This window comes from Arthrobacter sp. MYb221, from assembly GCF_002979835.1.
Lineage (GTDB): Bacteria > Actinomycetota > Actinomycetes > Actinomycetales > Micrococcaceae > Glutamicibacter.
On the sequence record NZ_PCPW01000001.1, the window covers coordinates 88,821 to 103,521 of the forward strand.

Consider the following 14,701-nt stretch of genomic DNA (forward strand, 5'->3'; position numbering starts at 1 on the left):
GCTGGGGGAGTGAACGATTTGCTGGATGCCCTGGACGACGGTTCGATCAAGCGCCCGCGCCCGCCGCTGGCGGTGCGCATGCGCCCCAAGACGCTCGATGAGCTGGTCGGCCAGCAGCACCTGCTGGGCCCCGGTTCCCCGCTGCGGCAGCTCGCCGAGCACCCGGAAACCGGGTTGGCCGGCCCGGCCAGCGTGATTCTCTACGGCCCGCCGGGCATCGGCAAGACCACCATCGCGCATGTGATCGCCCGCGCCACGGACCGCAAGTTCGTCGAGCTCTCGGCGATCACCGCCGGGGTGAAGGATGTGCGCCGGGTGATCGACCAGGCCAAGGACGACCGCGACCTGCGCGGGATGACCACGGTGCTGTTCCTCGACGAGATCCACCGCTTCAACAAGGCCCAGCAAGATGCGCTGCTGCCCGGGGTGGAGAACCGGGTGGTGGTGCTCGTCGCGGCCACCACCGAAAACCCGTCCTTCTCGGTGATCTCGCCGCTGCTCTCGCGCTCGCTGCTGCTGACCCTGCGCCCGCTGACCGACGTGGATGTGGCGGAGCTGCTGGAGCGGGCGGTTGACGATGAGCGCGGCTTCGATGCGCAGGTGATCCTGCCGGCCGAGCAGCGCGACGCGATCGTGCGCCTGGCCCAGGGCGACGCCCGCCGTTCGCTCACCGTGCTGGAAGCCGCCGGCGCGGTGGCCTGGAACGCCGCCGGAACCGCGGCGCAGCCGCCGATACAAATTGCGGACGAGCATGTGCAGCTGGCCATGGACCAGGCGGTGCAGCGCTACGACAAGGACGGGGACCAGCACTACGACATCATCTCCGCGTTCATCAAGTCGATCCGCGGCTCGGATGTGGATGCGGCCCTGCACTATCTGGCGCGCATGCTTTCGGCCGGGGAGGACCCGCGGTTCATCGCCCGCCGGCTGATGATCAGCGCCTCGGAGGATATCGGCATGGCCGATCCCACCGCGCTGCCGCTGGCGGTGGCCGCCGCGCAGTCGGTGGCGCTGACCGGGATGCCGGAGGCGCGGATCATGCTCGGGCACGCCACCGTGCACCTGGCCACGGCGCCGAAGTCCAACGCCGCCTATAACGCGATCAACGAGGCGTTGGCCGACGTGGCCGCCGGCAAGGGCGCGCTGGTCCCGGACCATCTGCGCGACGCGCACTACCCGGGGGCCAAGGCGCTGGGCCACGGGGTGGGCTACATCTACTCCCACGATGCCCCGCATTCGATCGCCAGCCAGCAGTACCTGCCCGATGACCTGATCGGCACCGACTACTACCGCCCCAACGCCAACGGGACCGAACGCTCGCTGAGCGATCGGCTGGCGCGGCTGCGCGAGATCATTCGGCGCAAGGACAAGAAGAAACGTTAGCGAGCTTCGTTACAGCTCACCTGCTGGCCGGGGTGCATCGTGTAGACTTGATCTTTGGCTGGCAAGCCATGCCGCCCGTGCGAGTCATCGTTCGGGAGGCGAGGTTGCAGTGGTCGAGGGCCGCGACGCCCCAACACTCTCCGTCCCGGAGGCCAGTAGATCCCGTCGCTAAATCGAAAAGGACACACATATGGCTAACGCCCGTGCCCGCCGTACCGTGCGCCTCTCGCGCGCACTCGGCCTTGCCCTGACTCCAAAAGCTGAAAAGTACATGGAGCGTCGTCCCTACGGTCCCGGCCAGCATGGCCGTGCCCGCAAGAAGCAGGACAGCGATTACGCGGTTCGTCTGCGCGAAAAGCAGCGTTTGCGTGCCCAGTACGGCATCCGCGAAGTTCAGATGCTGAACGCATTCAAGGAAGCCAAGCGCCTCGGCGGCCAGACCGGTGACAACCTGTTGGCACTGCTCGAGTCCCGCCTGGATGCCCTGGTGCTGCGTGCAGGCTTCGCCCGCACCATCCAGCAGGCCCGTCAGCTGGTTGTGCACCGCCACATCCTGGTTAACGGCCAGCGCGTGGACCGCCCATCGTTCAAGGTGCAGCCGGGTCAGCTGATCCACGTGCACGAACGCAGCGAGAAGATGGTTCCATTCCAGATGGCAGCAGCAGGTGAGCACTCACAGGTGCTGCCAGCAGCTCCTGCTTACCTGGACGTGAAGCTGGAAGCCTTGCAGGCTACCTACCTGCGCGCTCCTGAGCGTGCAGAGATCCCAGTGACCTGCGAAGAGAACCTCGTGGTCGAGTACTACGCACGCTAAATCTAGCGCGTGTTCAATGGCCCGCAACCGACTCGGTTGCGGGCCATTGGCTTAACTACCTATATCAGCTCGCGGTTCGCTAAGCTGGACTGGCAGCAAACACCCAAAGCAGAAGAGGAAGCACATGTCGGGTTCGGATATTGCAGGGCTCATCGCAGCCGGCGTCTTTGCCATCCTGGTGGCACTGTTGGCGGTGCCGATCATCAAGTTGGGCAAGGTGTTTGATGAGCTTCGCAACTCGATCAAGGACCTCTCGGACGGGACGACCCCGCTGATTGGCGAGGTTGCCAATACCGTCGCCACGACCAATGACCAGCTCAAGAAGGTCGACGCGATCACCTCGAACGTCTCCGATGCGAGCGCCAACGTCTCCGCGCTGTCCTCCTTGGTGGCAGCCACCGTGGGCAAGCCACTGATCAAGATCGCCGCATTCACCTCGGGTGTGCAGGCAGCGATCAATGCGAACACCAGCGGCAAGGGCCGCCGCAGCCGTTAGGGGAGACTAGAATGAAAAAGCTTTTGTGGGTTGTTATCGGCGTGGGCGTCGGAGTCCTCGCCACCAAGAAATACACCGAAGTATCCTCCGGGGCGGCCCTGAACCGTCAGGTCGGCAAGTACGCCGACCGCATCTCGGAGGTAGTGGGGGCATTCCGCGAAGGAATGAACTCCCGCGAAGTAGAATTACGTTCCGCCTTGGGCGTGGACACCGCTAAGTGAAGGGATCATCCGTAACACGATGAAAACGCAGGAAATTGCACGCCGCTGGGTCGACTTCTTCGTCGCGAAGGGGCACACAGCGGTACCCAGCGCCTCGCTGGTCTCATCTGACCCGTCGCTGTTGTTCACGGTGGCCGGCATGGTCCCATTCATCCCTTACCTGACCGCCCAGGAGGAGGCGCCGTACGCGCGCGCCACTTCGGTGCAGAAGTGCATCCGCACCGGCGACATCGAAGAGGTCGGCAAGACCGTACGCCACGGCACCTTCTTCCAGATGTGCGGCAACTTCTCCTTCGGCGACTACTTCAAGAAGGAAGCGATCCACTTCGCCTGGGAGCTGCTGACCGGTTCGCTTGCGGACGGCGGCTACGGCCTGGATCCCGAACGCCTCTGGGTCACCGTCTACGAAGACGGCGCGGAGAAGGACGAAGAAGCCCGGCGCATCTGGGAAGAGCAGATCGGCATCCCGCGCGAACGCGTGGTGGGCACCGGCAAGGAAGACAACTACTGGAACACCGGCCAGCCCGGCCCCGGCGGTCCCTGCTCGGAGATCTACTACGACCGTGGCGCGGAGTACGGCCTGGACGGGGGGCCGGCGGTCGACGAAACCCGTTTCATCGAAATCTGGAACCTGGTCTTCATGCAGTACCGGCTCTCCGCGGTGCGTTCCAAAACCGATTTCGACGTCGCCGGCGAACTGCCCAAGCGCAATATCGACACCGGCCTGGGACTCGAACGCCTGGCGATGATCCTGCAGGGCGTGGAGAACATGTACGAGACCGACCAGCTGCGTCCGGTGCTCGACAAGGCCGCCGAACTTGCCGGCATCGTTTACACCTCCACCGAGGACCCGGAAGATCCGAACCACGCCAACGACGTGCGCCTGCGCATGATCGCGGACCACATCCGCTCCTCGCTGATGCTCATCTCCGATGGCGTCACCCCCGGCAACGAGGGCCGCGGCTACGTGCTGCGCCGGCTGATCCGCCGCGCGGTGCGCGCCATGCGCCTGATGGGCGTGGACTCCGAGGTGCTCCCCGAGCTGCTGCCGGTCTCGCGTGACGCGATGAAGGGCGTCTACCCGATCGTCGAAGAGGACTTCGCCCGCATCGGGCGCATCGCCTACGCCGAGGAGCGCGCCTTCCGCCGCACCATCGCCTCGGGCACCACCCGGCTGGACGACGCGCTGAAGCAGGCCAAAACCGCGGGCCGCGAGCTGACCGGCGACGACGCCTTCGCGCTGCACGACACCTTCGGCTTCCCGATCGACCTGACCCTGGAGATCGCCGCCGAGGCGGGCCTGGCGGTGGACGAAAAGCGCTTCCGCGAACTGATGACCGAACAGCGCACCCGGGCGCAGAAGGACGCGAAGTCCAAGAAGGCCGGGCATGCGGACCTGTCGGTGTTCACCAAGCTCGCCGAGGCGGGCAAGGTGGAGTTCACCGGCTACGACACGCTGGTGGGCGAATCGAAGATCCGCGGCATCGTCGCCGACGGCCAGGTGGTGAACTTCGCCGAACAGGGCCAGGAAATCGAGCTGGTGCTCGACGAGACCCCGTTCTACGCCGAGGCCGGCGGCCAGGCCGGCGACATCGGCCTGATCACCGGCGACGGCTTCGTGCTGGAGGTCACCGACGTGCAGGCCCCAATCAAGGGGCTGAACGTGCACAAGGTGATCGTGCGCGAAGGCGAACTTCCCGCCGAGGCGCTGGTGCGCACCCAGGTTGACGCGGCGCGCCGCCACTCCGGGGAGCAGGCCCACTCGGCCACGCACCTGGTGCACGCGGCCCTGCGCGAGCTGCTCGGGGACACCGCCACTCAGGCCGGTTCCTTCAACAAGGCCGGATACCTGCGCTTTGACTTCTCCTGGGCCGAGGCGCTTTCCGCACAGGCCCGCACCGAGGTCGAAGAGGTGGTGAACCTGGCGATCGCCTCGAACCACCAGGTGATCACCAACGAGATGGCCATGGCCGAGGCGCAGAAGCTGGGCGCGATGAGCCTCTTCGGCGAAAAGTACGGCAACGCCGTGCGCGTGGTGGAGATGAACGGGGCCTGGTCGCGCGAGCTGTGCGGTGGCACCCACGTGCCGTCCACCTCCCGCATCGGGCAGCTGACCCTGCTCTCCGAGGCTTCGGTGGGTTCGGGCAACCGCCGCGTCGAAGCGCTGGTGGGCATGGAGGCGTTCCGCCACGGGGCCGCCGAGCGTGCGCTGGTTTCCGAGCTCTCGGGCCTGTTCCGCGTGCCGTCCAACCAGGTTTCCGAGCGCGTGAACGACACGGTGGCGAAGCTGAAGGCCGCCGAGAAGCAGATCGCGGAGCTCAAGAGCGCCGCGATGCTCGCCCAGTCGGCCAGCCTGCTGGAGCAGGTGCAGACCATCGGCAACACCCGGCTGCTGGCGCACAACGCCGGGCAGATCGATTCGGCCGACGCGCTGCGCACCATGGCCCTTGACCTGCGCGGCAAGCTCGGCGCGCAGGCCGCGGTGATCGTGCTGATCGGCGTGTCGAACTCCCGTCCGCTGGTGCTCGCGGTGACCAACGACGAGGCGCGCGCCAACGGCTTCAAGGCCGGCGCGCTGGTGCGCACCGCAACCGGGGTGCTCGGCGGCGGCGGCGGCGGCAAGGACGATATGGCCCAGGGCGGCGGCGCGGACGTCTCGAAGATCGACGACGCGCTGGCCGCAATCCGGGCGGCCCTTGCCAATGGCTAAGCTAGCGTTCGGCGTCGACGTGGGCCTGGCCCGCGTCGGCGTCGCCGTCTCCGATCCGTCGGGAATCCTCGCCACCCCGGTGATGACCCTGCGCCGCGATGTGAAGAAGAACTCCGATCGCCGCCTGCTCTTGCGCATGATCGTTGACCGTGAGGTCTCCGAGGTGTTCATCGGGGAACCGAAATCCCTGGCCGGGAATTCCACGGAATCCACGAAAATGGCTCGTGACTACGCGATAGCCTTGGCCGAGGAGGCAAATGCGGCTAGCATCGAGGTTGAGATTTTCTTGGTTGACGAGCGTTTGAGCACGGTCAGCGCGCACCGCTCGTTGCACGCCTCGGGGCGCCGCATGCAAGACCATCGTCAGGTCGTTGACCAGGCGGCCGCCATTGAAATCCTGCAACAGGTGCTTGAAATGCGACGTAATGGTGTGCGCGTTCAAGCCAGCCGCATCGTGCTGAAGTAACAGCGCGCCGCGAGAATCCACAGGGAGAATTGATGCGAGAAGAAGCCCGCCGCGAACGGCAGCGTGAAACCTTTTCCGAGCTTTACGCGCGTTTTGCAGCCGGCGAGCCGAAAGGCCTCGCAACACCAACTACCCCGGAACTGACCGGTGAGCAGCTCTACGGCGGTGCAGATTCGGCCGCGGCCGAGCTGCACCGCGAGCCGGAACCGGCCATGGCAGACGCCGAGCCGCAGCCGGCGCCCGAATCCTTGCTCGGCACGGTGCCGGCCAGCGGCGCGGCGAAGGCGCGCAAGAAGCGCAGCAAACGCCGCCGCAACCTGGTGATGCTCGCAACCTTCTTGATCTTCGCCGTCGTGGTCGCCGGGTCCTTCTATTTCATCCGTTCGCTGGTCAAGCAGTTCAACCCGGATGACTACCCGGGCCCGGGCGGCCAAGCGGTCGAATTCACCGTGGAGGACGGCTGGGGTCCGGCGCTGATCTCGCGCAAGCTCGAGGAACTCGACGTGGTGGCCAGCGACAAGCTGTTCATGGACGCGCTGGAGGACTCGAAGGCGGACAATGTGGTCATTCACCCCGGAACCTATCCGCTGAAGCTGCAGATGCCAGCCGCGGACGCGACCGAGGTGCTGGTCGATAATCGTCCGGACAAGGTCTTCTACATCGGGTTGAAGGCGAATCTGCGGCTGCAGGCCTCGCTGGCCGAGATCGCCAAGGGCTCCGGGCTCGACGAGAAGAAATTGGGCGAGCTGGCGAACCAGCCCGAGAAGTTCGGGCTGCCCGAGTCGGTGAAGAACCTCGAAGGCTGGCTGCACCCGGGCGAATACCGTTTTGCCCTGGATACCAGCGCCGAGAAGGTGCTCACCGAATTGGTGGATTCGACCAAGACCGCCTTGCAAGATGCCGGAGTCAATGACCTGGGCGAAGGCTACCGGGCGTTGAAGGTCGCCTCGATTCTGCAGGCCGAAGCCACCCCGAAGGACTATGCCACGGTGGCCGGAGCCATCGAAAACCGGTTGAACCCGAACAACGTGGAGACCCATGGCCTGCTGCAGACCGACTCCACGGTGATCTACGGGCTTGACCGGTACTCCTTGCAGTTCACCGCGACCGAGAAAAGGGACGCAGGCAACCAGTACAACACCTATGTGCACACCGGGCTGCCGCCGACCCCGATCGGCTCCCCGGCAACCTCCGCGATCGATGCGGCGGTCAACCCGGCGGATAACGGCTTCTACTACTGGGTGACGGTCAATACGCAGAGCGGCGAGACGAAATTCGCCTCGAACTATGCCGAGCACCAGGTGAACCAGAACGAATTCCGCGCCTGGTGCGCCGCGAATGCGGAGGTCTGCAAGTAATGCGCGCCGCCGTCTTGGGCCAACCCATCAAGCATTCCAAATCCCCGGTGCTGCATCGAGCGGCCTATGAGCTGCTCGGCGCCGACATCGACTATCGGGCCATCGAGCTGGACCCGTCCCAGGCCCCGGAGCAGGCGGCCAAAATGCGTGCCGGCGGGTGGGCCGGATGTTCGGTGACCATGCCGTTGAAGGATGTCTTCGTTCCGCTGATGGATGAGGTTTCACCGCGCGTGGCGCGCCTGGGCGCGCTGAACACCATCGTGGTGCGCCCCGACGGCGCCCTCTATGGGCAGAATACCGACGTGGACGGGATCGTGCTGGCGCTGGCCGACGCGCGGCTGCGCCAAGCATCGAGGGCCACCGTGCTGGGCGCCGGCAATACGGCCTTGGCGGCCATCGAAGCGGCCGCGGAACTTGGCGTCAAGGAACTCAAGCTGGTGGTGCGCGACGCCACCCGTGCGCAGCGGGCCACCGCACTGGCCGGCCAGCTGGGCCTGCGCGTGCAGCTGGTGCAGGTGCAGGATCTGGGTGCCGGCGGCATCGCCGCGGACCACCTGGTGATCAGCACGCTGCCGCCGCGCGCCGCCGACAGCTGGGTGCCGTATCTGGGCCGCGGCCAGGGGCTGCTGCTGGATGTCGCCTATGACCCGTGGCCGAGCAAACTGGCCGAGTCCTGGGCCGGCACGGTGATCTCCGGGCTTCATATGCTGGTGCACCAGGCGGTGGAGCAAGCCCGTTATTTCAGCGCCGCAGACTTCGACACGCACACCCGCGAAAACGTCACAAATGCGATGTATCGCTCACTGGGGCTTCATCGACGCGGTTAATGAGGCCATGTCATGGCAAAATAGAATCCATGTTGCGTTGGTTGACGGCGGGCGAATCACACGGCCCGGCACTAGTTGGAATTCTTGAAGGCCTACCCGCCGGAGTCTCGGTGGACAGCGAAGCGGTGCGCGATGCACTGGCTCGGCGGCGCCTGGGCTACGGCCGAGGCGCGCGCATGAAGTTTGAAAAGGACCAGGTCACCTTCCTCGGTGGCGTGCGCCACGGAAAGACCCAGGGCGGACCGGTAGCCATCGAAATCGGGAACACCGAATGGCCCAAATGGGAACGCGTGATGAACTCGGACCCGGTTGACCTGGACGAACTGGCCTCGATGGCGCGCAACGCGCCGCTGACCCGCCCGCGTCCGGGGCACGCGGACTTCACCGGCATGCAGAAGTACGGTTTCGACGATGCCCGTCCGGTGCTCGAGCGCGCCAGCGCCCGCGAAACCGCGGCCCGGGTGGCCCTCGGCTCGGTAGCCCAGGCCTTTCTGGCCGATCTGGGCATCGAACTCGTCTCGCATACCACCGCCATCGGCGCCGTCGCGGCGCCCCTCGACGCACCGCTGCCCACCCTGGGGGACGTTGCGGCGTTGGACGCGGATCCACTGCGCTGCTTCCACGGGGAAACCTCGGCCGCCATGGTCGCCGAGGTCGATGACGCGCACAAGGCGGGGGAGACCCTGGGCGGCGTCGTGGAGGTGCTGGCCTACAACCTGCCTCCGGGCATCGGCTCCTACGTGCATTGGGACCGCCGGCTGGACTCCCGGCTGGCCGGCGCGCTGATGGGCATTCAGGCCATCAAGGGTGTTGAGGTCGGCGACGGCTTCCTCACCGCTGCCCGACGCGGTTCGGCCGCCCACGACGCGATCGTGCCGGCCACCGCGGGCGGAATCAAGCGCGAAACCAATCGAGCCGGCGGCATCGAGGGCGGCATGAGCATCGGCGAGGTGCTGCGCGTGCGTGCGGCGATGAAACCGATCGCCACCGTGCCGCGCGCCCTGGCCACCATCGACACGGCCACCGGCGAGGAAACCACCGCCCACCACCAGCGTTCGGATGTGTGCGCGGTGCCCGCCGCCGGCGTTGTCGCCGAGGCGATGGTCGCGCTGGTCCTGGCCCAGTCGCTGCTGGAGAAGTTCGGCGGAGACTCGGTCACCGAAACCAAGCGCAATATCCAAAGCTACCTGGCCAGCATTCCCGTCAATCTAGGGTCGACCGGAGTCTAACCGGCAGATGATTTACCTCATTGGGCCGATGGCCAGCGGCAAGTCAACTGTGGGCAAGGCGCTGGCCAAGGCGCTGGGCACCGATTTCGCCGATTCCGACGCGCACATCGTCGCCGCCCATGGTTCGATTCCGCAGATCTTTGCCGAACACGACGAAGCCTACTTCCGTGATCTGGAGGTCGCCGCACTGGCCGAACTGCGGGCCGGGGTGATCGCCACCGGCGGCGGGGCCGTGCTGCGCGAAGAAAACCAGGCGGTGCTGCGCGGCGGGACCGTGATCTACTTGGCGATGACCCTCGCCACGGCCAAACGCCGCCTGGCAGGGGATACAAACCGCCCGCTGCTGGCCGGTGACCAAAGCCTCACCACCTGGACCAGGCTCTACGAAGCCCGCCACGATATTTATGAAACCCTTGCTGATCTGACCTTACAGGTGGACAATCTGAGCGTTGCGCAGCTTGTCGAAGCCATCGAGAGCCATGTGATTCACAGCACGAGATAGCGAATCCCGGTACGCTCCCGCGTAGGCTTTACAGATCAGCACCATCAGGAGGATCTTCTCGGATGCCACTAGCACCCACCACACTTCAAGTCACCGGAACCACCCCCGCGGAGTCTTACCCGGTTCTGGTCGGCAACGGACTATTAGGACACCTGCCCGAACTGCTGGGCTCGGCGGTTAAGAAGGTCCTGGTGATCCACCCGCGGGCCTTGCGCGCCACCGGAGACGTGGTCCGCGACGATCTGGAAAAGACCGGCTTCACCTCGCTGACCGCGGAAATCCCGGATGCCGAAGAGGGCAAGCACATTCAGGTTGCCGGGTTCTGCTGGGAAGTCCTGGGCAAGAACGACTTCACCCGCACCGACGCCGTGGTTGCCGTGGGCGGCGGAGCCGTCACCGACGTGGCAGGCTTCGTGGCGGCCACCTGGCTGCGCGGGGTCAAGGTCATCCACATTCCCACCTCGCTGCTGGGCATGGTCGACGCGGCCGTGGGCGGCAAGACCGGCATCAACACCGCCGAGGGCAAGAACCTGGTCGGTGCCTTCCACCCACCGGCCGGCGTGCTCGCGGATCTCGACGCTTTGGCAACGCTGCCGAAGAACGAACTGGTCACCGGGCTGGCCGAAGCGGTCAAGTGCGGGTTCATCGCCGATGAGCGCATTCTGGAACTGATCGAAGAGGATCCAGAAGACGCCATCCGCCCCGACAGCGCACGGCTGCGCGAAATCATCGAACGCACCATCGCGGTGAAGGTCGAGGTGGTCTCCAAGGACCTGAAGGAATCGGGTCCGCGCGAATTCTTGAACTACGGCCACACCCTGGGCCACGCGATCGAGCTTTCCGAGCGCTATGCGATGCGCCACGGGGCCGCGGTCTCCATCGGGCTGTGCTTTGCCGCGGAACTAGGCCGTTCGGTGGGCTACACCTCCGATGCGGTGACCGATCGGCACTTCAGCATCCTGAAGTCCCTTGGCTTGCCCACCAGCTACCGCAACGACAAGTGGATGGCCTTGCTGGACGGCATGAAGCGCGACAAAAAAACCCGTGGCGACCAGCTGCGCTTCGTGGTACTCGAAGCCATCGGCAAGCCGCGTATCTACGAGGTGCCGGATAACTCGCTGTTATTCGCCGCCTACCAAGAAATCGGAGAGTAAGCATGAGCGAATTCACCGCATACGCCATCGACGTCGCATCGGTGAACCACGACGGCGTGGGCACCTCCATCGACGGAGTATTGATCGACCCGAGCAACCTGCGGCCATTCATCACCGATGAACAAGCCGCGGACCGTTCGATGCGCTCTGGCACCCCGACCGACCAGGTGGTCATCCACATGGCCCGCGGGGAACTGGCCCAGGCCGGCAACCTGATCGCCGAGTCGCGGTTAAGCGACCCGACCAACGCGCACCTGCGCGTGCTGGATACCGAATTGACCCGCCTGCAAGGTGATTTCGATCGCGCGATCAATCGCCTGCGCAAGCTGGTGGACGAATTCTCCGGCACCTACTACGAGCCGCTGATGCAGCACCACCTGGCGATGTCCTTCTTCGAAAAGGGCGACTACAAGGCCGCGGCTACCCGCTTCCGTGCGGCCCTGGAGCAGCGCCAGCAGATGGGTTCGGCCGAGCACCTGGTCAACGCGTCGGCCGCATGCCTGGCGCTTGCCGAGGAACGCGCGCGAAATTAGCTCTCACCGCGGTTTGCTATAGTAATAAATGGATTTTTGATAATGCCAGTGCACGCTGGCGAAAATAGAGGATTTGAGGACCCGTGGCGGATACAACTGACATCAAGAATGGTCAGGTCATTAAGATCGATGGCCAACTGTGGACCATCATCGACTTCCAGCACGTCAAGCCGGGCAAGGGCGGCGCATTCGTGCGCACCAAGATGCGCAATGTGCTCTCGGGCAAGGTTCTGGACAAGACCTACAATGCCGGCACCAAGATCGAGCTGGCCAACGTTGACCGCCGCGACTACCAGTACCTCTACCAGGACGGCGAAGACTACGTCTTCATGAACCTGGAAGACTACGACCAGATCACCGTTCCCGGCCAGACCGTGGGCGACTCGGCCGGATTCCTGTTGGAAAATCAGGAACTGACCATTGCCATGTATGACGGCAGCCCACTGTACCTGGAGCTTCCGGCCTCGGTCATCCTGGAAATCACCTACACCGAACCGGGCCTTCAGGGCGACCGCTCCTCGGCAGGCACCAAGTCGGCAACCCTGGAAACCGGCAAGGAAATCCAGGTTCCGCTGTTCGTCGATCAGAACACCAAGGTGAAGGTTGATACCCGCACCGGCGATTACCTGGGACGTGTCTCCTAGTGAGGGCCCGCGCCAAGGCGCGTCGTCGTGCACTTGAGTTTCTTTTCGAAGCCGAGGCCCGCGACGTCGATGCGCTCAGCGTAGCCATCGCGCGCCGCGAAAATTCTGACATCGTGCTCAACGAGTATTCGTTGACGATCCTCGAGGGCGTCACCGCCCACCTGGACCGCATCGACGAGGTGCTCGAAAGCTATGTCAAGGGCTGGACCATCGAGCGGATGCCCGCCGTGGACCGCATGGCGCTGCGCATCGGGGTGTGGGAGCTGCTGTACAACGACGAAGTTCCGGACGCGGTTGCCGTGGCCGAAGCCGTCGTGAATGTGCGCGAGCTGTCCACCGACGAGTCTCCCGAGTTCGTCAACGGCGTGCTCGGACGCATTCAAAGCGTCAAGGACACCCTGGTCGACTAATCCTCGATTCTCCTGAACTACCGCAAGCCGGAACCTGCTGGGTTCCGGCTTGCGGTATTTAACCCGCAGGGTCCCGGCCCCGCGCGTTGCCCCGGAGGCAGCACCCGCCCAAGCCTAGGCGATTCTGCGCCGCGAGCGGTTGCCACGTGAAAAACTCAACATTATTTCATCGACGTTTCCGACGACCCGCTGTGGCGAAGCCAACAATTCAGGCCCCTCGAAGCTCGGCGCTGCGGTACTTTCCCGCCAATAGCGGGGCTGGCCGCGCGAGCCCGCATGACGCCGTGAGAGAGATCACCGCCCATTCAGTGTCATGCATAGCTTTCCGCTAGGGAATGGCGGCCGGATCGTGATAATTTGAACTAGCAATATTCCTTTAAATCCCGTCCCGTGAGGCGGAGAAGGGAGAGGTGCACACCGATGAATGAAAATTCACAGCCCGATGTGGCTCGCACGGTATTGACCGGCGAGGATATCGAACGTGTACTGACCCGTGTGGCCTTCGAGATTATCGAAGCCAACAAGGGCACCGAAGATCTGGTGCTATTAGGCATTCCAAGCCGCGGATATCCGCTGGCCCAACGCCTCGCACGGCGCATCGCCGCTTCCGCGCCGACCCAGCTTGACCCCGCGTCGCTGGTCGGACAGCTGGACATCACCATGTACCGCGACGACCTGCGGCACACCACCACCCGCACCCCGGCGCCAACCCGCCTGCCGGCAGGCGGCATCGACGGCAAGGTCGTCGTGCTGGTGGACGACGTGCTCTACTCCGGACGCACCATCCGCGCAGCCCTGGATGCACTCTCCGATTGGGGACGCCCGCGCATCGTGCGGCTGGCGGTCCTGGTGGACCGCGGGCACCGCGAACTTCCCATCCGCGCGGACCACGTGGGCAAGAACCTGCCCACGGCAAAAAGCGAAAAGGTGCGCGTGCACCTGGCCGAAGTCGATTCAAGCAACGAAGTAGTCATCGAGGCCAGCGCATGAAGCACCTGCTCTCCACCGCGGATCTAAGCCGCGCCGAAGCCATTGCCATCCTTGATATCGCCGAGGAAATGCGCGAAACCGGCACCCGCGAGGTCAAGAAACTTCCGGCCTTGCGCGGACGCACCGTGGTGAACCTGTTCTTCGAGGACTCCACCCGTACGCGCATCTCCTTCGAGGCCGCCGCCAAGCGGCTGAGCGCGGACGTGATCAACTTCTCCGCCAAGGGCTCGAGCGTGTCCAAGGGCGAATCACTGAAGGACACCGCCCAGACGCTGCTGGCCATCGGCGCCGACGCGGTAGTCATCCGCCACCCGGACTCCGGGGCGCCGGCCCGGCTGGCGGCCACCGACTGGATCGGGCTGCCGATCGTGAACGCCGGAGACGGCACCCACGAGCACCCCACCCAGGCGCTGCTCGACGCCTTCACCCTGCGCCGCCAGCTGGCCCTGCGCGAGGGAGTCAGCCCGGCCGGCCGCGGACTGGACGGATTGAAGGTCGCGATCGTGGGCGACGTCCTGCATAGCCGCGTGGCCCGTTCGAACCTCTGGCTGCTGAACACCCTGGGCGCCTCGGTGACCATGGTCGCCCCGCCGACCCTGCTGCCGGTGGGCGCGAGCGCCTGGCCGTGCACCATCAGCTACAACCTCGACGAGGTCATCGCCTCCGGGGTGGACGCGGTGATGATGCTGCGCGTGCAGGGCGAACGCATGCGAGACGCCTTCTTCCCCAACCCGCGCGAATACTCGCGCTACTGGGGACTGGACGACACCCGGCTGAAGGCCCTGGAAGCCAACGGGGACGAAACCCTCATCCTGCACCCGGGCCCGATGAACCGCGGCCTGGAAATTTCTTCGGCTGCCGCCGACTCGCCGCGTTCGATGGTCCTGGAACAGGTCACCAACGGCGTCGCGGTGCGCATGGCAAGCCTGTATATGCTCCTCTCCGGCGACCTGATCTAAGGAAC

At 65.1% G+C, this 14,701-nt stretch carries 16 protein-coding genes; all 16 read left to right on the forward strand.

What is annotated here, in order from left to right; genetic code table 11:
* Positions 1–9: 9 nt before the first annotated feature.
* The 16 genes from CQ015_RS00450 to CQ015_RS00525 all read left to right on the forward strand — a co-directional run bounded on the left by CQ015_RS00450 (position 10) and on the right by CQ015_RS00525 (position 14,696).
* The gene (locus CQ015_RS00450) at positions 10–1,383 is read left to right on the forward strand and encodes a replication-associated recombination protein A (protein ID WP_258133448.1); all 1,374 of its coding nucleotides are present in this window, start codon (positions 10–12) and stop codon (positions 1,381–1,383) included.
* Positions 1,384–1,573: 190 nt separating this feature from the next.
* Entirely contained in the window at positions 1,574–2,197 is a 624-nt protein-coding gene (gene rpsD / locus CQ015_RS00455; protein WP_096284810.1) for a 30S ribosomal protein S4, read from the forward strand.
* Positions 2,198–2,321: 124 nt separating this feature from the next.
* The gene (locus CQ015_RS00460; RefSeq protein ID WP_105552165.1) at positions 2,322–2,693 is read left to right on the forward strand and encodes a DUF948 domain-containing protein; all 372 of its coding nucleotides are present in this window, start codon (positions 2,322–2,324) and stop codon (positions 2,691–2,693) included.
* A gap of 11 nt (positions 2,694–2,704) precedes the next feature.
* Positions 2,705–2,914: a hypothetical protein gene (locus tag CQ015_RS00465; protein WP_096257770.1), complete on the forward strand. Its 210-nt coding sequence runs from the start codon at positions 2,705–2,707 to the stop codon at positions 2,912–2,914.
* 19 nt (positions 2,915–2,933) lie between these two features.
* Complete coding sequence (gene alaS / locus CQ015_RS00470) at positions 2,934–5,624, forward strand: alanine--tRNA ligase (RefSeq protein ID WP_105649106.1); 2,691 nt, start codon at positions 2,934–2,936, stop codon at positions 5,622–5,624.
* Positions 5,617–6,090 (forward strand): Holliday junction resolvase RuvX, encoded by a 474-nt coding sequence (gene ruvX, locus CQ015_RS00475; protein WP_105552163.1) that lies wholly within the window; start codon positions 5,617–5,619, stop codon positions 6,088–6,090. The genes alaS and ruvX overlap by 8 nt, the downstream gene beginning before the upstream one ends.
* A gap of 32 nt (positions 6,091–6,122) precedes the next feature.
* Positions 6,123–7,448 carry an endolytic transglycosylase MltG gene (mltG, locus tag CQ015_RS00480; protein WP_105649107.1) on the forward strand — a complete coding sequence of 442 codons (1,326 nt, stop codon included), beginning with the start codon at positions 6,123–6,125 and terminating at the stop codon, positions 7,446–7,448.
* A complete protein-coding gene (locus CQ015_RS00485) occupies positions 7,448–8,275 on the forward strand; it encodes a shikimate dehydrogenase (protein ID WP_105649108.1) in 828 nt (275 codons plus the stop codon). Before mltG ends, CQ015_RS00485 begins: the two co-directional genes overlap by 1 nt.
* A 29-nt stretch (positions 8,276–8,304) precedes the next feature.
* On the forward strand, positions 8,305–9,504 hold the full coding sequence (gene aroC / locus CQ015_RS00490) for a chorismate synthase (protein WP_105649109.1): 1,200 nt from the start codon (positions 8,305–8,307) through the stop codon (positions 9,502–9,504).
* 7 nt (positions 9,505–9,511) lie between these two features.
* Entirely contained in the window at positions 9,512–10,006 is a 495-nt protein-coding gene (locus CQ015_RS00495) for a shikimate kinase (protein ID WP_096284796.1), read from the forward strand.
* A gap of 62 nt (positions 10,007–10,068) precedes the next feature.
* Entirely contained in the window at positions 10,069–11,160 is a 1,092-nt protein-coding gene (aroB, locus tag CQ015_RS00500) for a 3-dehydroquinate synthase (RefSeq protein ID WP_105649110.1), read from the forward strand.
* Between the two features lie 2 nt (positions 11,161–11,162).
* Entirely contained in the window at positions 11,163–11,693 is a 531-nt protein-coding gene (locus CQ015_RS00505; RefSeq protein WP_105552159.1) for a tol-pal system YbgF family protein, read from the forward strand.
* Between the two features lie 83 nt (positions 11,694–11,776).
* Complete coding sequence (gene efp, locus CQ015_RS00510; RefSeq protein ID WP_105552158.1) at positions 11,777–12,337, forward strand: elongation factor P; 561 nt, start codon at positions 11,777–11,779, stop codon at positions 12,335–12,337.
* A complete protein-coding gene (nusB, locus tag CQ015_RS00515) occupies positions 12,337–12,747 on the forward strand; it encodes a transcription antitermination factor NusB (protein WP_096284788.1) in 411 nt (136 codons plus the stop codon). The genes efp and nusB overlap by 1 nt, the downstream gene beginning before the upstream one ends.
* 420 nt (positions 12,748–13,167) lie before the next feature.
* The gene (gene pyrR, locus CQ015_RS00520) at positions 13,168–13,737 is read left to right on the forward strand and encodes a bifunctional pyr operon transcriptional regulator/uracil phosphoribosyltransferase PyrR (RefSeq protein ID WP_105552157.1); all 570 of its coding nucleotides are present in this window, start codon (positions 13,168–13,170) and stop codon (positions 13,735–13,737) included.
* Positions 13,734–14,696: an aspartate carbamoyltransferase catalytic subunit gene (locus tag CQ015_RS00525; protein WP_105552156.1), complete on the forward strand. Its 963-nt coding sequence runs from the start codon at positions 13,734–13,736 to the stop codon at positions 14,694–14,696. The genes pyrR and CQ015_RS00525 overlap by 4 nt, the downstream gene beginning before the upstream one ends.
* The last annotated feature ends 5 nt before the right edge of the window (positions 14,697–14,701 follow it).